We start from the raw sequence: 17,662 nt of genomic DNA, 5'->3' as shown, positions 1-17,662 counted from the left end.
GGGAGAGAGGCATGACGCTGGAGGAAATGCTGGCGCGCGAGGCGATCCGCTACACGATCGAACTCTATAACCGGGCGCCGGATACGGCCGATTATGACCTGCATCATCAGGTCTTCCACCCCGATGGGCTGTTCGAAGTGCAGGGGCAGGGCGCGTTGCAGGGGCCTGACGCCATCATTGCGATGCTGCTGCCCGCAGCGCGGCGACGCGGCGCATTCGATTCGGGCAATTTCCAGCGCCATAACCTGACCACGACGATGATCGATTTCACGGCGCCTGACCGGGCGAAGGTGACGACCTATATCATCGTCGTTACCGAATTGGGGATAGACCATGCCGGCCGATACGATGATGAATTTGTGCCCCATGGCGACCGATGGTTGATTGCGCGCCGGCGCGCGACGATGGAATGGTCGCGGCCGGATTCACGGTTCGTGCGCTGGCTGGGGAAGGGCAGGCCGGTCGATACCGCCAGCGACGCCACAGAGGCTTACAGGAACTCGGCGTAGTTGGTCGCGGTTTGGGGGTGGACGGTGGACTTGCCCTGCGCATAGACGTCGAAAATATCCGGTCCCATTTCCAGGCCGTTGAACAATTCCATCGTCATCGGGCCGCTGCACAGGTCGAGCATCTGGCTGACCAGTTGCTTGAAGGCGTCGGTTTTGCGGATGGCGTTTACCGCCTCCTCATTCTTGTAGGATTCGATGGCGACCATGACATTGGGATCGCGCCCGAAGCCGTAAAAGACGAAATTGGCATTTTCCTGCATGAATGCCGTGGCATTTTGCCAGAGCGGGTTGAAGATCGCCAGAAATGCGTCCCGCTTGCCCGGTTTGATCGGATAACGGGATATGAAGATGTTCGATTGGGTTACGATGATGCCAGTCATAGTGCCTCTCCCTTGTCAGCGGCCTTGCTGGCCGTCGCAATTTACATGCAATAAAGAATTTATGTTATCAAGGGCGGATCGGGATGAATGACCTCACCCCGATCCCATTGTGACCTCAGTCGAATGCGTCCAGCGCACCATAATCGTCGATCGCCGTACCCATGCGGTGCAGAAATTCCAGCGTCGTATGTTCCGGCTGCATCGCGGGCATGTCGTCCGTCGGCCGCATGGTGATCGTCCAGAAGGCGAAGGCGGTGAACATCTGCTGGCGGACATTGCGCAGGGCATCATCGAAATCGATCTTCGCCACGCCCTTCTGCGCCATCAGATCGATATAGAGGCGCAGCAGATCTTCCAGCCATTCGCGACGCTGCTCCACGGTTAGTGCGGTGAGGGTGGAGAAGATGAAGTCGCGGCTCCAATGGCCGATCGTGGTCAATTGCCAGTCGGCCAGCCCCAAGCGGTCATCGGGCGTGATATACCAGTTTTTCAGATGCACATCGCTGTGGATCAGGGTGCGGGGCAACCCCAGATGGCGCGCGACAGACCGTTCGGTGGCGTCCCAGATCTCGCCGCTGCGGCGGACCAGACCGGTGGGCAGGACATGGGCGGCCGCTTCGACCCCCTTGGCGCAAAAGTCGGGAAAGTCGGGCGCGCCGTGCATCATATCGCGCCACCAGACCGGCCAATGTTTGAAGGGCAGGGTGGCGCTGCCCAGTTCCGGGTTTTCGTAAAAGCGGGAATGGAGGCTGGACAGGGTCGTCACCAGCGCTTCGGCCTGATTGCGCGTCAGGGTGGTGCGCTCGTCGGGGAAATGCACCTTGCCCGCCATATCGTCCATCATGATCAGATAGGCGAAACTGTCGGGATCGAATTTGGCGAAGCGCGGCGTCGGCGCTTCGAAATCGATGCGGGGTCGGACGAGATTGTAGAAATCCGATTCCGCTCGCGCCGTATCCGACACGCCCAGGACGATGCGATTCTCCAGCGTCTCCGCTGCCTTGCAGAAGACCGTGGCAGGCAGACCGGCCGCTTGCGCCACATCATTGTAGGACAGGAAGATGCGGCGCCGGTTGGAGGAACCATCGTCCCTTTCATCGAAGCGGAAATCCGTCACCGCGCCGCCCGGCGTGTCGGCGCACAGTACGGCCGTCAGCCAGTCATGTGTGATGGCCGCATAGCTGGTTGGCACTTCATGCCTTTGGGTCACGGGGCGATCATGATCGACCTCCGCCGCATAGGCCGCCTTAATCGCTTCCGCCGATGCACCCATCGCTCCTGCTCCTTCAAATTTGATCGTTATGAAGCATATGATTAGCTTCTATAGAGATTTTGGCAAGGGACGGGATGGCGCGCGCAATAAGGATTTGCACTTTGGCCATATGCATATAATATGCATGCAAACATGAATGTAAGTGCAGTTGTGCGGCGGCCATCAATCTGCCGTGCCAGCCATGATGGGAGAGTGGATTTGGACCAGCAAGCCATGGCGTTTGGCCTGAATTTAAAGGGCAAGGTCGCCGTCGTTCTGGGCGCTTCGGCGGAAGGCGGGACCGGCTGGGCGATCGCCGAAACGCTGGCGCGCAATGGTGCGAGCGTCGTGGTCGCCGCGCGCAGCCTGCCGCCGCTGGAGCGGCTGGCCGAGCGAATTGGCGGTGCGGCATTCCGCTGCGACGCCGGAGTGGAAGCGGATATCAAGGCGCTGGCTGCCTTCGCGCTGGAACGCTATGGTCGGGTCGACATTGCCGTGAACAGCGCCGGCCTGCCGGTCATGGGCATGATTTCGGAGATGACGCAGACGTTGCTGGACGATGCGACCCGCGTCAATTTCCACGGGCCGACCTTCTTCATCAAATATATGGCGGAGGCGATCGACAGCAACGGGGCCATCATTTTCATATCGTCCATGTCGACAACGCATCCGGTGATGCCGCACATCGCCTATGCCGCCGCGAAATCGGCCGCCGATTGCATCGTGCGCTATGCTGCTATCGAATATGGTCCGCGCAATATCCGGGTCAATTCGATCCTGCCGGGGCCGATCAATTCCGACATGGCGAAGGAAGCCTTTGCCGATCCCGATTTCGAACGCGCCTATGCCAGGGAAATACCGGTGGGGCGGGTGGGGCTGCCGGACGATTTCGCCAATGCCGTCCTGTGGCTGGCCGGGCCGTCCTATGTGTCGGGCCTCAATTTGCAGGTGAATGGCGGCAATCAACTGACGCGCATGCCGCGCCCCGATGAACTGGCCAAGGGTGCTGATTCCTATGGGTCCGGCAAGGCGCTGGGCGACCGCTGACAACAGAAATCAATAATGGAGAGGTAGAGGCGTGGAATTGTTGAAACGGCCACTCGCCGAATATATCCGCCATCTTTACGGGGATGAAGCGGTGCTGGAACATGATGTGCGCTATCCGCGCGGATCGTCGCGCCTGACATGGTTCGTCGACTATCGCGAACGCCCCGGCGCGGACCTGTCCTCCATCGTCCTGCGCGCCGATTTCGAGGGCGGGAGCACGATCCACAGTTCGCTGGAGCAGGAATATTTCATGTATGACCGGCTGGGGCAGAGCGCCGTGCCGGTCGCTCCCGTGCTGCGGTGGGAGGCGGATGAGCAATGGGCAGAACGCCCATTTTATATCCGCCAGCAGATCAAGGGCGACTGGGAAATCCCCCATTTCAAAGACCCCGATCCCCAATATGACGCCATGCGCATTGCCGTGTCGAAGGAGCATATGCGCAAGCTCGCGCTGGTGCATCAGGTGGACTGGAAAGCGCTGGGTTTCGATACGCGCCTGTCCGCGCCCGCCAGTCGGGAAACGTGCGCCAGCCACTTCATCGATCGGCTGATGGCGCAACTGGCCGATTTTCAGCGCGAACCGATGCCGGTCGTGGTCGAATGCCTGGCCGCGCTGAAGAAAGGCGCGCCGGTCGCACCCTGCATTTCGCTGTGCAAGGGCACGAACGGGCTGGGCGAGGAGATATTCCTGGACGGCGAGATCGTCGCCATGAGCGACTGGGAGGAAGCGTCGATCGGCGACCCTGCGGCGGATTTCGCATCGTTGCAGGATTTGATCCCGGAGATCGAGCGGGATGGCGCCAAGATTTGGGGGCTGGAGCAGGCGCTCGCTTATTATCGGGAGGTCAGCGGGATCGACCTGCCGATCGAGAATGTCCATTTCTATCAGCGTCTCCGCACGCTGGGTGCCATCCTCTATGGGCACAAGGCAGCCGTCGTCCTGCACAATGGCAAGGCGGATATCCGGCAGGCCTGGACCGGCACCGAAGTCTTTCATCTGGCCAAACGGATGCTGGCCGGCGCGGGCGGCCTTGGGAAGCCCATCGACCCTGCCTGGTTTGCTCAAATGAACGAGACTGTCGCATGACCCCGATCCTGACCCCGACCGCAACCGAAGTGCTGCGCTGCGTACGCGAGACGATGGAAAGCGGGATCATTCCCTCGCTCTCTGGTCGCACCGAACGCAGCAATGCCGCGACGATCCAGCATATGCTGCGCTTCGTGGAGCATCGCATCGACAAGGAAGGGCAGTTGCTGTTCGATGAGATCGCCTATCTCCGCGATCTTTTTCCGGTAGCGCTGGATTGGCTTGCTGGTCGGCCGGATGCTGATGCTTTGAAGGCGGCTATTGGTCGTGCGGTTGATGCAACGCCCGATCCGACCGTCTATCCATCGCTTGCGCGCCTCGGCGAGACGGTGGCTGCGTTGCGGCAGCATGTGTGCGACCTGCTGTTGCTGTTGCAGGCTGCGCCGGAGAGGGACGGGCAGGCGGCTAATCTGCACCAGAAACTGCGCGATTATATCGTGTGGCAGCTGGAGCAGGAGGGGAGCATTGTGGAACCGGCCTTTATCGGCCATGGGCCGCGACGCTAGACAGCTTCTGCATGGGGCAGCACCTATGTCGCCCCATGCATTTTATAACCGTCAGGCGGGTGCGGTTTCCCCCGACATCATGGCCGCCATCATAGCATCCATTTCCGCGTCCGACAGGTTGTGCGCGGCGGTTATAAGCTGTTCTGCATCTGCACCAGCAGCATAGCGCGCCGCCGGCGTCGCATCGGTCAGGGCGCGAACCACGACGTCGGCGACCTGTTCCGGGGTGGAGGCGGTGCTGATATGACTGGCATGCGCGGCCGCGCGGAAACCGCGATAGAAATGGCCGTAGAGCGCATCGTCCTGCGGTGTCAGTTCCTCGATCATCTGGCTGACCTGCGCCAGTTGCGTGTCCACCATGGGGGTCTTGATCCCTCCCGGCTCCACCAGCGCGACATGCACGCCCTGTCCCGCCACTTCGCGGCGCATCGCATCGGCCAGACCCTCCAGGCCGAATTTGGAGGCGCTATATTGGCCCACGAAGGGCATCGCCACCTTGCCCGCCATGGAACTGATGAAGACGAGCCGGCCTTTGCTGGCGCGCAGCGAGGGAATGGTGGCCTGAAAGATGGCGAGCGCGGACAGGATGTTCACGTTCAGCGTGCGGGCGACCTGATCCAGATCGGCCATTTCCAATATGCCGATCGGCGCGACCGCCGCGCAGACCGCTACGCCATCCAGCTGATCGTCGCCGGTCGCTGCGCGCACAGCCTGCACGACGGAGGATGGTTGCGACAGATCGAGCGGGAAAGTTGCAACATCGGCATGCGCGGATGCGACCTCGGCCGCCTCCCGATCATTTAGGACGGATGCGATAACTTCATTGCCCGCCGATTTGAGCGTCGAGACAAGGGCTGAGCCGACCCCGCCCGCGCCACCAACTACCAGATATCGTGCCATGTCCTTCTCCTGAAAATGCCTGTTATCGGATTGGGTCGAAAAAGGGTCTGCCGATAGTGTATCGGCAGACCCGCAATGGCGATCACAGATTGAGCGATTATTGCCCGAACTTGTAGGACAGGCGGATCATCACTTCCCGCCCGCGGCTGACTGCCGCGAAGCGATCGCCCGGCACGCCTGCCGCCGTGCCCGTGCCGCTGCCGGTGAAGGGCACGTCGGTCGAAGCGACATAATAATATTTGTTGGTCAGGTTGCGGCCTACCAGCGCGACTTCCCACTTATCGTCCGTGTCGCTGATGCGCAGCGATGCGTCGAGCAGTGTATATTTGGGCATCCGACCTTCCGGCGCGGAAGTTGCGTCGGTCAACATACTACTTGAATAATTAGCATCGGCAGACAAGCCGATTTTCACTGCTTCGGTTACCGGCGTTTCATAGGAAAAGCCGCTCGACAGGTTCCAGCGCGGTGCGCGCGGGATTTCGGCGCCCGACAGATCCTGCACCGGTGCGCCGGAACTCCCGATGACACAGCCCTGCGTCGGCGTCTGGCCATTATAGCAAGGCGCGTTGGCGAAGGCCGCATAGCGGCCGCGGTTGTAGGCGGCGGCACCATGGACCGACAGACCATCCAGTGGCGTGCGGTAATTGAAGTCGAATTCCACGCCCTTGATCTTGGTCGATGCCGCATTGCGGATGGTGGAACTGGCATTGGTGAAATTGACAACCTGAAGATCATTAACGCGGTAGCTGTAGGCCGCCATGTTGATGCGCAGCGTGCGGTTCAGAAGAGCGGCTTTCAGGCCGGCCTCGAACCCCTTGATGGTCTGCGGGTCATAGGACAGGTCGGTGGTCGCGATATTGTCGACCGAACTGGAGTTAAAGCCGCCTGACAGGAAGCCATGCTTATAGTTGCCGAAGATCGTCAGATCCTGGGTCGGGCGATAGGAGACGCTGATTTCCGGCGAGAAATCATTCCAGTTGCCGCTGCGCTTGACGAGCTGGTCGGTGACGTCGACCATATTGTCGAACGTATTCTGCACGGGTTCGACGAAGCCGACGCCGCCATTGATGCCGTTCAGCACCTTGGTCAGCTTCTTCTTTTCATAGGAATAGCGACCGCCGGCGGTGATTTCGATCTGCTCGATCGGCTTGTAGCTCATCTGGAGGAACGCTGAATAAGCCGTGCCTTCCTGCACGAAATAATAGTTGTTGATCTGGAATGGCGTGCGCAGCGGGATGAAGCCAAGGCCGTTGGCCGTCAGGGAGGCGAGGCCGCTTGCTTCCGCCGCGAAGAGGAAGGTCTTCGATCCCGTCTCCGCCTTCGTGATGCCGAGATAGGTGCCTGCGGTGAAGTTCAGCGGGCCGTCATAATCGGTCTGGATGCGCAATTCCTGGCTGAATTCCTTGTCCTTGTAGATGTTGCGGCTGGGCAGCGCGATCGAATAGTCGTTTTCGTAATTCTCTGCCTGGATAAGGTCGACATCATAATAGCCGGTGATGGAGGTCAGCTTCACCTCGTCCGACGGGCTGTAGTTCATTTCCAGTCCGGTCAGGATCTGGCGCTGACGGCCATAGGGTTCGCCGTCGCGGAAAGTGGGATCGAGCGTACCGACGATCGGGCCGGAGGAGCCGCGAATGAGCTGGTCGTCCGCCTTGCAATTGTCGGTCGATCCCGACTGCGGCGAGCCGAAGGGGCAATGGATGAATTCGCCCGCCTGCGCCGGGCCGGCATATTTGGTGCGGCCGACATTGACCTTCAGCCGGGCGTCGAAATTGTCGGTCGGTTCCCATTTCACCGTGCCACGGATCGCATAGTCGCGATTATGCGGCAGCCGCTGCTCCTTGGGATAGAGATAGGCGGTTTCGGGCACCTGATTATTAAGATCGCCCTCGATTCGCGAATAATAGCCGGCCAGACGCACGCCCAGCGTTTCGGTGACAGGGCCGGAAACATAGCCTTCCAGACGCAGTTCGTCGGCGTTGAATTCATAGCCGCCGCTGACCTTCGCTTCGAAGCTGTTGGTCGGATCGGCAGTGCGGATGGACACGACGCCGCCGGGGCTGTTCTTGCCATAGAAGAGCGCCTGCGGTCCTTTGAGCACTTCGACCTGGGCGATGTCGGTGTCGCTCATGCGGCGGACGGTCGCCTTGGCGATCTGCACGCCGTCGATGTTGAAGGACACGGCCTGATCGCCGAAGGGGTTGCTGTCCGGCCCGCTGATGCCGCGCAGCGCGATATTGCCGCCCTGCACCGATCCGTTCTGCGGCGCGATGATAAGCTGGGGCACGATGCGCGCGATGCCGTCCAGATTGGTGACGGAACGGCGGGAGAGTTCACTGGCGCCCACAGCCGTCATCACGACGGGGACCGCGATCGAGGATTCGTCGCGCTTACGGGCAGTGACGACGATGTCGTCCAGGCTGGCCGTAGGCTGGCGAGCCGTGCTGTCCGTACTACCCTGTGCCATCGCGATGCCAGATGACGAGGCAAGCAACGCTGCAACGAACAGCGAATCGCGCACGATGATATGGCTTTTCAACTCTACTCTCCCGGAACATATTTTGGGTCCGTTTCGACCGACTGCAAACATATAGTATATTAACGTACCATACGTCAAAGGATTATCCGCATATTGCCAAAATCACAACTCGGCTTTCATCCCCCTTGCAATCTGGTACGCTAGGATACTAGATTGTCTTCAGAAGCCGGTCCGCACCAGAAGCGGTCTGATATTTGAGAGCCAAGCCTCCGGAATATCGGGCGAATATCGGCATGGAGAGGAATGGGCGCATGAGCACGGATTACGACATCATCGTGGTGGGCGGCGGCGGTGCGGGTATGACCGCTGCGCTGTTCGCGCAGGCGGCCGGCGCTTCAGTGATCCTGCTGGAGGCGGACACGAAGCTGGGCGGGGCGACTCGGCTGTCGGGCGGGGTGGTCTATGCGGCGGGTACCAGTGTCCAACAGGCTATGGGCATCGCGGACAGCCCGCAGGCCATGTACGACTATATCATGACGCTGAACGGCTGGCAGACGCGGCCCGACATCATCCGCCTGTTTGCGGAACGTAGCGCGGCTTCGGTCGAATGGCTGGTCAGCCTGGGCGCGGAATATGAGTGGGTGGTGAAATCCGGTGTCGACACGGTGCCGCGCGGCCATTGCACCGTTGGCGCGGGCGACACGATCGGCCGCCTGCTGATCAACGAGGTTGGCGCAAAGGGCATCGAAACGGCTTTGGGCACGCGGGTCGATCGATTGCTGATCGAGGATGGCCGGGTGGTGGGCGTTCATGCGTCGGGCATGGACCTGCGTGCGAAAGCGGTGATCATCACGACCGGCGGTTTCGGCAACAGCCCCGGCATGCGCGCGCGCTATTTCCCGTCCGCCGCGCAGCATGGCGACATCGTCTATTCGGTGCATAATGATGCGCCCTTCATTCTGGGCGACGGCATCAAGCTGGGCGAGGCGATCGGCGCGCAGATTACCGGGCACGATACGGGCCTCGTCCTGCCATCCGCCGGGCTGGTGCCCAATTCGGTGGAAGCCTTCCTGCCGCCATGGTGCATGCTGGTGAATGACGAAGGACGGCGCTTTATGCCGGAAAATTCGCCCTATGCCGTGTCCGGCTATTTGATCAACGAACAGTCCGGCGCTCATGCCTGGGCCATTTTCGATGAAAAGACGCTGGTGGAAGGGAGCGCCGACAAGCGCTTTTCCGATCCTTATCATACCGGCGAAGTGTCGCAGACCTGGGACGAGGATCTGATCCGCAAACATGTGGAGAGCGGCAAGATCCGCAAGGCGGACACGCTGGAGGCGCTGGCCGATATGGTCGGCATCAATCGTCTGGCGCTGGCCGAGACGGTCGCGCGCTACAACAGCGATGCGCAGGACGGCGTGGACAGCGAGTGGGCCAAGCAGGCGCCCAAATATTTCCCGATCGACGCCGCGCCCTATTTTGCGGTGGAGGTGCGGGCATCGGTGATCGGCCAGACCAGCGCCGGGCTGGACATCGATACCAAGGGGCGGGTGCGCGATCGCAACGGCATCGCCATTCCCGGCCTCTATGCTGCGGGCGAGATATTGGGCTGTGTCCAGGGCAATCGCTATTCGGGCGGTGGCATGGGGGTCGGCAACGCGCTGACCTTTGGCCGGCTGGCGGGTGAGGAAGCCGCCGCATCGCTCCGCGTAAACGCCTGAACTGTAATCCCGTACCGGGAGAAGAATGAATGTCGATTTCCGCGCGTCTGCTGCGCTCGCTCAACCGTACCGCCGCCATCGTTCATGAAGATGTGGTCTATGCCTCCAATGAGGAGGCGCTGGTCGCCTCGCTCAAGATATTGGAGACGCGGGAAAGTTTCCACGATCCGCTCTTTTCCGGCTGGCGCGACCGGCTGGAGGCGCAATTGGCGGGGCTGGTCGATCGTCTGTCCCTGTCCAGCATCGCGCCCGACCTGTTCGAGGCGGTCGAAGCCATTCGCGCTGCATTGGCGGGCGCGCCCGATGGCAAGGCGGAGCGGGAGGCGATGCAGCGCGCGACGATGCGGGACTGGTCCTTGCTGGTCGAGCGGCTGGCGTCCGACCCGCGCATCGAGGCCGCCGAGCGGACGCGGATCGTGTTCGAAACGTCGGACGCGGAACTGACGCGCATCGGCGAATTGTGTGGCGACCTGCTGCCAGCTGAGAATATGCAGGACACGGCCGTAACGACCCCCCGCCTTCAGGTCTATCTGGCGGATCGCTTCGATGATGCCAGTCTGCGCGTTACCGATTTTCGGCCGTTGCCGGGCGGCTATGGCAAGGAAACCATCCTGTTCATGGTCGAGGGGCAGGCGCTCTCCGGTGCGTTTGTCATGCGCCGCGACCGGGACGAACCGACGATGGACAATGATTGCCATCGCGTGCGCTACGAGTTTCCGGTCATCCGGGCGGCTTATGATCATGGCTTCCCCGCGCCCGAGGCCCTGTGGGTGGATGAGGAGCATCGACTACTGCCCGGCGGCGACTTCCTGATCATGACGCGAGCGCCGGGGACGAGCGGCGGCAATGTTCATGGCGCGGCGGGCAAGGTGGATCAGGCACTGGTCGACCTGCTGGCCGGCAGCGTCGCGCGGTTGCACCAGTTGCCGCCGATGCGCGAACTGGGCGACCTGACCGACGGGATTGCCTCGCATCTGTGGGATCTGCCGCTTGCGGAAGTGACGCGCCGTTATATCCAGTCGATCAAGGATCTGTATCTGCGCGAAATGGCGATGCCGTCCCCCGCGGTGCTGGCCCTCTATGGCTGGCTGATGGACAATATTCCCGAGGCAACGGGTCGGCCGGTGCTGCTGCACGGCGATATCGGCTTCCATAATTTCATCGTTGACGACGGGCGGCTGAGCGCCGTGGTCGACTGGGAATTTTCCCATATCGGCGATCCGGCCGACGATGTCGGCTATGTCCGCAACACGGTGGGCAATTCGCTCGACTGGGATGCTTTCATGGACGCCTATCGCGCGGCGGGCGGTCCCGATCTGGACGAGGCGCGAGTGCGTTTCTTCCAGATATGGGGGCATGTCCGCAATCTGACCGCCAGCCAGTTGACGACCAATTGTTTCGAGACGGGGAAGCTGGACGAACTGAAGCTCGGCCATGTTGGCCATTCGATGATGGCCGGCTTCCTCCGGCCGATCCGGGACATGATGGCCGGTTAGATTATCGTCGGGTCGACCATCACCTTGGCGACGTGCGATCCGCTGCGCATCGCTTCGAATCGGGCGGGCAGAGCGGCGAGCGAGATCGTCTCGCCGACCAGTGCGCGCGGTTCGAGCGCGCCAGCGTCCAGCGTGTCCACGCACTGGATGAAGTCCGCCAGGCCATAAGCGACGCTGAATTGCAGTCTGATATCCTTGAACATGGCGATGGCAGGCATGATCGGGTCGGGCTGGATGCAGCCGCCCAGACTAAGCACCGTCCCGCCATTGCCGACGAGATTGATCGACTGCTGGATGGCGCCGGATGATCCTGCGCCTTCGATCACGATGTCGGGTGCCCCGCCCAGCATTTGTTCCAGTTGCTGCGGCAGATCGTCATTCACCGTCAGAAATCCGTCCGCGCCCATGGCGGCCGCCAGATCTTCATTGCGGCGCGACCGCGCGATCATCGCCACTCGCCCAGCACCCAACCGGCGCGCCCAGAAGGCGGCGGATGCGCCGATCGCGCCCGGGCCCAAAATCGCGACGCGGCTGTCCGGTCCCAGCGGACCCAGCCGCTGGACTCCGCGCAGGGCGGACGCCAGCGGTTCCACTAAAGCGCCATCCGCATATGTCAGCGTGTCGGGCAAGCGGATCGCCTTGCGGGTGTCGATCAGCGTATATTCGCCATAGCCCCCCGCCATCGATTGCAGCGCCGTGCAATGGAGCGGCCTGTCGGCTCGGCAAGTAGGGCAATCGCCGCAGGCCGACATGGGCAGCGCGGTCACGCGATCGCCGACGCGGATCGGCCCGGCTTCGGGGCCGACCTCCACCACGTCACCGGCATATTCATGGCCGGGTGCGGTGCCGCATGGCATGTCGAAAGGGCTGCCGCTGGTCATATGCAGATCCGATCCGCAAATGCCGCAGCGATGGACGCGGATCAGTGCCTGATGCGGACCGGGCCGGGGAATGGGGCGATCCTCGATTGCCAGAGGCTGGCCCGCCTGCACGAAAATCGCCGCTTTCATCCCGTCTATCCTCTCATTCTTATAAATATGCTAGCATATCATAATCTAGCGTGCTTATAAGGGCCTGACAAGGAGAGAGACATGGCTGAAACGCTGACCATTCCGCAGCGCTATGAGGATATCGATGCGTCCTGGGTGACGGCTGCGCTGCGGCGGAGCTGGCCCGAAGTGGCGGTTTCGCGCGTGGACCGCGGGCCGGTGTTCGGCTTCAAGCAGAACAAGTTCCGCATCAAGGTCGACTATGCGGCGGGCGGCGAGGGCAAGCCGGATAGCTTCATCGTGAAGGGCAATTTCCCCGGCGAAAATGATCCGGCGACCGGGTCGGCCTGGGCCATGGCCAATGAATTGCGGTCCTTCCGAGACATCGTGCCGCTGGTCGCCGCGCCGGCCGGGCCGCGATGGCACCATATCGACGTCAGCGATGAAGCATCGGCGATCATCATGGAGGATTTGACGCCGCAGGGCGCGACCTTCTTCCATGCGCATCACACGCTCGACCTGGGGCAGGCGATGGGGTTCATGGACGCCTTTGCCCGCATGTATGCCAGCAGTTGGAACAGCCCAATGTTTGGCGAAGGCGGCGCGATGGGGCCGGGGACGCTGGCGCATGAAAATCGCCGGATGGTGAACGACGTCTATTTCCCGACCTTCTTCACGGCTGAAAACTGGCGCAGCTATGTCGAATTGCCGCGCGGGCGGGCGTTGCCCCGTGCCTTTCAGGATATGGGACGCGCGCAGCATGCGTGGAGCCGACTCTGGTCGCTATTGCCGCAGACGGCGATGGTGGTGATCCATGGCGACGAGCATCTGGGCAATCTCTATGTCACCGCGTCCGGGCAGCCGGGCCTGATCGACTGGGTGGCGCGGCCGGAACATTGGCCGATCGGCCTGTCCTATTTCCTGCTCTGCGCGCTGGACATTGCCGACCGGCGGACATGGGAGAAGGCGTTGCTGTCCCATTTCCTGTCCCGGTTGCGTGCCTATGGCGTGGCGGATGCGCCGTCGTTCGAGGAGGCATGGTTCTTCTATCGCTGTGCGGCTTTCTATCCGGTCGTCACCTGGCTCAACAACAGCGCCGTATGGCAGCCCGAAGCGATCAACACCGCCAATGTCGTGCGCGCGGCGACGGCGGCGCTGGATCATGACAGTTTCGGGCTATTGGGTCTGTAAGGAGGGGGCGAGGGATGCCTCGCCCCAAGCCATTCAGGCCGTCTTTTCGGATCGATAGGCGTCCGCGCCGCTTTCGACCTCCTCCAGACGGGGCATGCCGGTCAGATGATTGCCACCGCTGACTGGCAGGTTGACGCCGGTGATATAGGTCGGGCCGGACAGGAACACGACCGTATCGGCATAGTCGCGCGGCAGGCCGATCCGCCCCAGCGGAACATGGCTGGCATAGAGTTCTTCGACGCCGGGGATGGCGAACAGGCCGGCGGCCAGCGCCGACTTGATCGGGCCGGGTAGCAGGGAATTCACGCGGATGCCGCGTGCCCCATATTCCAGCGCAGCATAGCCCACGAGGCAGTCGGTAGCCGCTTTGGCGCAGGCATAGGCGAAATGCGGCGGTTGCGGTTGCACCGTGCTGTTGGAGGAGATGAGCGTGATCGATCCGCCATCGTTCATCACCTGCGTCATGTGACGGATGAAATGGACATGACCGAAATAATTGACCTCCACGCCGCGCTGCAACTGTTCGGGCGTGACATCGGCGATCATGCTGATGACCGGCAGGGCGGCGGCGTTGACGGCGATGTCGATCGCGCCATGGGTCTGCGCCGCCACGCGCGCCAGATGGCCGATGTCCGCTTCGCTACCGGCATCGCATTGCACCGCCAGTCCGCCGATTTTCGCGGCCAGCCTTTCCAGCCCGTCTATGGAGCGGGCGGCGACGATCACCTTCGCGCCAGCCTCCGCCAGGGCTTCCGATATGGCCCAGCCGGTGCCGCCTTCCGCCGATGCGCCCAGCACCACGGCCACCTTGTCCTTTAACTGCATGTTCCGTTCCTCTCCTTGATTTTGCCGTGCTCCGGCATATAAGACACATGCACATGATAATAATATGAACTAAATTGCAACCGCTAGTCGCTGCGCAGGACGAGGAGTGAGCCATGAGCATTGCCGCCAGCCCCCGATTGTTTGATCCGGTGACGATCGGCAGCCTGTTTCTCGCCAACCGCACGGTCATGGCGCCGATGACGCGATGCTTTTCGCCCGACGGCGTAGTGGGGCCGGACGTCGCGGCTTATTATCGGCGGCGGGCCGAGGGCGGGGTCGGGCTGATCGTGACGGAGGGCACATGGATCGACCATCCCAGCGCATCGAACGAGGATAGCGCGCCGCGCTTCCATGGCGAGGACGCCCTGCGCGGCTGGCAGCATGTGGTCGATGAAGTGCATGCGGTTGGAGGGAAGATCGTGCCGCAACTCTGGCATGTCGGCATGACACGGCGGGCACAGATCGACAATCTCTATGACGCGATCGAGGAGGACATGACCCTCAAGTCCAGTCCTTCCGGCTATGTCGGCGCTGATGAACGGGTGGCGCAGGGCAGCAGCGAGGCGGATATCGCGGCGCTGATCGATGCCTATGCGCGCGGCGCGGCCAGCGCGCAGACGCTGGGGTTTGACGGGGTCGAACTGCATGGCGCACATGGCTATCTGATCGACCAGTTTTTCTGGCATGGCACGAACAGGCGGCAGGACAAATGGGGCGGCGCGGCGCTGGCCAATCGCGGCCGTTTCGCGGTGGAGGTGGTGCGCGCTTGCCGCCGTGCGGTCGGTCCCGACTTTCCGATCCTGTTTCGCTTTTCGCAATGGAAACAGCAGGATTATGCCGCGAAGCTGGCGACGGCGCCGGGCGAACTGGCCACCCTGCTGGAGCCGTTGGCGGAGGCGGGTGTCGATATTTTCCATGCGTCGCAGCGGCGCTTCTGGGAGCCCGAATTTGCTGATAGTCCGCTTAATCTGGCGGGCTGGGCGCGCAAGCTGACCGGGCGGCCGTCCATCACGGTCGGATCGCTGGGAATCGAGAAGGAAATGCTCGACACCATGTTCTCGGGATCGCAGGCAGCCCCGTCGCTGGGGCGGCTGGAAAGCCTCAATGTCATGCTGGAACGCGGCGATTTCGATCTGGTGGCGATCGGCCGGGCTTTGCTGGTCGATCCCAACTGGGTCGACAAGGTGCGGCGCAGCGCCCACGACGAACTGGAACCCTATAGCCCGGCGTCGTTGGCGACTCTTTCGTAACGCGCGGTTGCGCGTTCTTTTCGGGCCGAAGGGTCGGCCCCACTCCTATCGGAATGATGACATGGCGAAATTGATTCTGGTGAAACGCGACGGGACCAGCCTGGAGATTGAGGGCGAACCCGGCATATCGGTCATGGAAATGATCCGCGACCAAGGCGTGGACGAATTGATGGCGCTGTGTGGCGGATGCTGTTCCTGCGCGACCTGCCATGTCTTCCTGTCCGACGCGGATATGGGCCGGACCGGCGAGGTGAGCGCGGATGAGAATGACCTGCTCGACAGTTCCGATCATCGTCAGGCCGGATCGCGCCTGTCCTGCCAGATCATCTGGACGGAGGCTCTGGATGGACTGACGGTGACGATCGCGCCGGAGGACTGATCCGGCGCGAACCTCGTCACGCCGCGTTGCGCAGCGCTTCTTCCTCCAGAATGAGGTCGGCTGCGCGCCAGCCGGTCGCCATGGCCGGACCGTTGGTATTGCCCGAAATCAGGCCCGGCATGATCGAACAGTCCACGATCCGCAGACCATGGACACCGCGCACTCGAGCGCGTTCGTCCACGACGGAACGTTCGTCGCGGCCCATGCGGCAACTGCGCACGGCATGGGTGCCGCACAAAGCGATGCGGCGGATGGCGGCCAATATGTCTGCGTCGCTCTGGTGCGCGATACCCGGTGACATTTCTTCGCCGATATAGGGCGCCAGCGCGGGCTGGGCGACATAGGCACGGATGTAGCGCACCATCTCGATCGCGGCGCGTTGATCCGTTTCGCTCGACAGCCAGTTGGGGTTGATGATCAGCGGCGCATCGGGATCGGCACTGCTGAGGTCGAGTGAGCCTTCGCTGTCCAGACCGATCAACTGAGCGGTGATGCTCATGCCCGGTATGGCTTCGACCGACTGCATCGGCGCGACTGTGTCCTTTTCTTTCTCCTCGGGAATGTCGAGTGTCCAGCCGCTGACATAGAGCTGCGCATTGGGGCGTGTCCGATCCGGGCTTGTGCGGATGAACGCGCCGACCTCCATCGCGCCATTGGCCAGCGGGCCGGATTTCAGCATTAGATATTGCGCGACGCTGGCGGCCAACCCCACGCCACGCAGGCGGTGATTGATGCCGCGCTCGCCACCCTTCAGCCGATAGGTAGCGATCATGCCCAGATGTTCGAGGACACGCCGACCGACATCGGGGCTGTCGTGCAGCACGGGGATACCGAGCGCGCGTAGCTTCTCTGCCGGGCCAATGCCTGAGAGTTGCAGCAGCTTGGGACTGCCGATCGTGCCGGTGCTCAGAATGATCTCGCCATGACAGGCATAATAGGTCCGCTGCCCATCGACACGACATTCGACACCGGCCGCGCGCCGCCCGTCAAAGCGGATGCGGTCGGCATAGACATCGGTCACGACATGAAGGTTCTTCCGGTGCCGCACCGGATCGAGGAAGGCGACGGCGGAGCTTTGCCGTCGGCCCTTCCGGATATTATAGCAATAATAGCCGATCCCCTCCTGATCCTCCCGATTGAGATCCTCATAATGGCGCGGCAGGCCCATCTGCACGCCCGCTTCGATCGCGCGTTCGGCCAGCGGATAGCGGAATTTGTTGGTGGTGATATGGACCGGGCCGCCTGCGCCGCGCACCCCATCATCGCCCAGTTCATGATCCTCGATCGCGCGATAGGCCTGTTTCATCTGCGCCCAGGACCAGTCGGACCCGGCTTCCCCTTCCCAGATATCGAAATCCTGCGGTTGGCCGCGCACGTAGATCATGCCGTTGATGGCGGACGATCCGCCCAGGCCCCGACCGCGCTGCCACACTTCGGATGGCGCATCGGCCGATCCCACTGGATAGGTCCAGGCATGATTGGGGTCCGTCACCAGCTTGCCGATCCCCTTGGGCATCGACACCATGAAGCTGTTATTGGTGCCTCCCGCCTCCAGCAGCAGCACGCGGTTGCGGGGATTTTGCGACAGGCGATTGGCCAGCACGCAGCCAGCCGATCCCGCGCCGACGATGATATAATCGTAGCTGGCCAT

16 protein-coding genes are annotated in these 17,662 nt (G+C 62.0%); 9 read left to right on the top strand and 7 right to left on the bottom strand.

Annotation, left to right across the window (positions count from 1 at the left end):
* Positions 1-11: 11 nt before the first annotated feature.
* Entirely contained in the window at positions 12-509 is a 498-nt protein-coding gene (locus tag BMY84_RS09265) for a nuclear transport factor 2 family protein (RefSeq protein ID WP_177203956.1), read from the top strand.
* On the opposite strand, the gene BMY84_RS09260 is transcribed toward BMY84_RS09265, so the two are convergent.
* Positions 491-889: a putative quinol monooxygenase gene (locus BMY84_RS09260; protein WP_093083295.1), complete on the bottom strand. Its 399-nt coding sequence runs from the start codon at positions 887-889 to the stop codon at positions 491-493. The genes BMY84_RS09265 and BMY84_RS09260 overlap by 19 nt on opposite strands.
* A 115-nt stretch (positions 890-1,004) precedes the next feature.
* On the bottom strand, positions 1,005-2,162 hold the full coding sequence (locus BMY84_RS09255; protein ID WP_093083294.1) for an aminoglycoside phosphotransferase family protein: 1,158 nt from the start codon (positions 2,160-2,162) through the stop codon (positions 1,005-1,007).
* 198 nt (positions 2,163-2,360) lie between these two features.
* Here BMY84_RS09255 and BMY84_RS09250 point away from each other — a divergent pair, with 198 nt between their 5' ends.
* Genes BMY84_RS09250 through BMY84_RS09240 form a run of 3 tightly spaced genes read left to right on the top strand, consistent with a single transcriptional unit; the run spans position 2,361 to position 4,781 of the window.
* Positions 2,361-3,188, top strand: a complete 828-nt coding sequence (locus tag BMY84_RS09250; RefSeq protein WP_256215188.1) for an SDR family NAD(P)-dependent oxidoreductase — start codon at positions 2,361-2,363, stop codon at positions 3,186-3,188.
* A gap of 31 nt (positions 3,189-3,219) precedes the next feature.
* Positions 3,220-4,275 carry a phosphotransferase family protein gene (locus BMY84_RS09245; RefSeq protein WP_093083292.1) on the top strand — a complete coding sequence of 352 codons (1,056 nt, stop codon included), beginning with the start codon at positions 3,220-3,222 and terminating at the stop codon, positions 4,273-4,275.
* Complete coding sequence (locus BMY84_RS09240; RefSeq protein ID WP_093083291.1) at positions 4,272-4,781, top strand: hypothetical protein; 510 nt, start codon at positions 4,272-4,274, stop codon at positions 4,779-4,781. The genes BMY84_RS09245 and BMY84_RS09240 overlap by 4 nt, the downstream gene beginning before the upstream one ends.
* A 51-nt stretch (positions 4,782-4,832) precedes the next feature.
* Here BMY84_RS09240 and BMY84_RS09235 read toward each other — a convergent pair whose 3' ends face one another.
* Together BMY84_RS09235 and BMY84_RS09230 are read right to left on the bottom strand one after the other, a co-directional pair.
* Complete coding sequence (locus BMY84_RS09235; protein WP_093083289.1) at positions 4,833-5,681, bottom strand: SDR family NAD(P)-dependent oxidoreductase; 849 nt, start codon at positions 5,679-5,681, stop codon at positions 4,833-4,835.
* Positions 5,682-5,778: 97 nt separating this feature from the next.
* Complete coding sequence (locus tag BMY84_RS09230) at positions 5,779-8,220, bottom strand: TonB-dependent receptor (protein ID WP_177203955.1); 2,442 nt, start codon at positions 8,218-8,220, stop codon at positions 5,779-5,781.
* Between the two features lie 251 nt (positions 8,221-8,471).
* On the opposite strand from BMY84_RS09230, the gene BMY84_RS09225 reads away from it, so the two are divergent.
* Together BMY84_RS09225 and BMY84_RS09220 are read left to right on the top strand one after the other, a co-directional pair.
* Positions 8,472-9,881 carry an FAD-dependent oxidoreductase gene (locus tag BMY84_RS09225; RefSeq protein ID WP_093083286.1) on the top strand — a complete coding sequence of 470 codons (1,410 nt, stop codon included), beginning with the start codon at positions 8,472-8,474 and terminating at the stop codon, positions 9,879-9,881.
* 29 nt (positions 9,882-9,910) lie between these two features.
* Positions 9,911-11,377: a phosphotransferase family protein gene (locus BMY84_RS09220; RefSeq protein WP_093083284.1), complete on the top strand. Its 1,467-nt coding sequence runs from the start codon at positions 9,911-9,913 to the stop codon at positions 11,375-11,377.
* Here BMY84_RS09220 and BMY84_RS09215 read toward each other — a convergent pair.
* The gene (locus tag BMY84_RS09215) at positions 11,374-12,387 is read right to left on the bottom strand and encodes a zinc-dependent alcohol dehydrogenase (RefSeq protein WP_093083282.1); all 1,014 of its coding nucleotides are present in this window, start codon (positions 12,385-12,387) and stop codon (positions 11,374-11,376) included. The two genes, BMY84_RS09220 and BMY84_RS09215, sit on opposite strands and share 4 nt — an antisense overlap.
* Positions 12,388-12,468: 81 nt before the next feature.
* On the opposite strand from BMY84_RS09215, the gene BMY84_RS09210 reads away from it, so the two are divergent.
* Entirely contained in the window at positions 12,469-13,557 is a 1,089-nt protein-coding gene (locus BMY84_RS09210; RefSeq protein ID WP_093083281.1) for a phosphotransferase, read from the top strand.
* 33 nt (positions 13,558-13,590) lie between these two features.
* Here the strand turns inward: BMY84_RS09210 and BMY84_RS09205 are convergent, their stop codons facing one another.
* Entirely contained in the window at positions 13,591-14,382 is a 792-nt protein-coding gene (locus tag BMY84_RS09205; RefSeq protein WP_093083279.1) for an SDR family NAD(P)-dependent oxidoreductase, read from the bottom strand.
* Between the two features lie 113 nt (positions 14,383-14,495).
* Between BMY84_RS09205 and BMY84_RS09200 the strand changes: the two genes are divergently transcribed.
* Positions 14,496-15,632: an NADH:flavin oxidoreductase gene (locus BMY84_RS09200; protein ID WP_093083276.1), complete on the top strand. Its 1,137-nt coding sequence runs from the start codon at positions 14,496-14,498 to the stop codon at positions 15,630-15,632.
* Between the two features lie 61 nt (positions 15,633-15,693).
* The gene (locus BMY84_RS09195; RefSeq protein WP_093083274.1) at positions 15,694-16,011 is read left to right on the top strand and encodes a 2Fe-2S iron-sulfur cluster-binding protein; all 318 of its coding nucleotides are present in this window, start codon (positions 15,694-15,696) and stop codon (positions 16,009-16,011) included.
* Positions 16,012-16,027: 16 nt separating this feature from the next.
* Here the strand turns inward: BMY84_RS09195 and BMY84_RS09190 are convergent, their stop codons facing one another.
* A complete protein-coding gene (locus tag BMY84_RS09190; protein ID WP_093083272.1) occupies positions 16,028-17,662 on the bottom strand; it encodes a GMC family oxidoreductase in 1,635 nt (544 codons plus the stop codon).

It is taken from the genome of Sphingobium sp. AP50 (assembly GCF_900109095.1).
GTDB lineage: Bacteria > Pseudomonadota > Alphaproteobacteria > Sphingomonadales > Sphingomonadaceae > Sphingobium.
Note: the sequence above shows the minus strand (reverse complement) of the source record. Positions and strands in the feature narration are given on the sequence as shown.

What these genes read in the sequence shown, in the direction of transcription:
- BMY84_RS09265 (WP_177203956.1), top strand. Translation starts at nt 12, where the DNA reads ATGACGCTGGAGGAAATGCTGGCGCGCGAGGCGATCCGCTACACGATC.
- BMY84_RS09260 (WP_093083295.1), bottom strand. Translation starts at nt 889, where the DNA reads ATGACTGGCATCATCGTAACCCAATCGAACATCTTCATATCCCGTTAT.
- BMY84_RS09255 (WP_093083294.1), bottom strand. Translation starts at nt 2,162, where the DNA reads ATGGGTGCATCGGCGGAAGCGATTAAGGCGGCCTATGCGGCGGAGGTC.
- BMY84_RS09240 (WP_093083291.1), top strand. Translation starts at nt 4,272, where the DNA reads ATGACCCCGATCCTGACCCCGACCGCAACCGAAGTGCTGCGCTGCGTA.
- BMY84_RS09235 (WP_093083289.1), bottom strand. Translation starts at nt 5,681, where the DNA reads ATGGCACGATATCTGGTAGTTGGTGGCGCGGGCGGGGTCGGCTCAGCC.
- BMY84_RS09225 (WP_093083286.1), top strand. Translation starts at nt 8,472, where the DNA reads ATGAGCACGGATTACGACATCATCGTGGTGGGCGGCGGCGGTGCGGGT.
- BMY84_RS09220 (WP_093083284.1), top strand. Translation starts at nt 9,911, where the DNA reads ATGTCGATTTCCGCGCGTCTGCTGCGCTCGCTCAACCGTACCGCCGCC.
- BMY84_RS09215 (WP_093083282.1), bottom strand. Translation starts at nt 12,387, where the DNA reads ATGAAAGCGGCGATTTTCGTGCAGGCGGGCCAGCCTCTGGCAATCGAG.
- BMY84_RS09210 (WP_093083281.1), top strand. Translation starts at nt 12,469, where the DNA reads ATGGCTGAAACGCTGACCATTCCGCAGCGCTATGAGGATATCGATGCG.
- BMY84_RS09205 (WP_093083279.1), bottom strand. Translation starts at nt 14,382, where the DNA reads ATGCAGTTAAAGGACAAGGTGGCCGTGGTGCTGGGCGCATCGGCGGAA.
- BMY84_RS09200 (WP_093083276.1), top strand. Translation starts at nt 14,496, where the DNA reads ATGAGCATTGCCGCCAGCCCCCGATTGTTTGATCCGGTGACGATCGGC.
- BMY84_RS09195 (WP_093083274.1), top strand. Translation starts at nt 15,694, where the DNA reads ATGGCGAAATTGATTCTGGTGAAACGCGACGGGACCAGCCTGGAGATT.
- BMY84_RS09190 (WP_093083272.1), bottom strand. Translation starts at nt 17,662, where the DNA reads ATGGCCAGCTACGATTATATCATCGTCGGCGCGGGATCGGCTGGCTGC.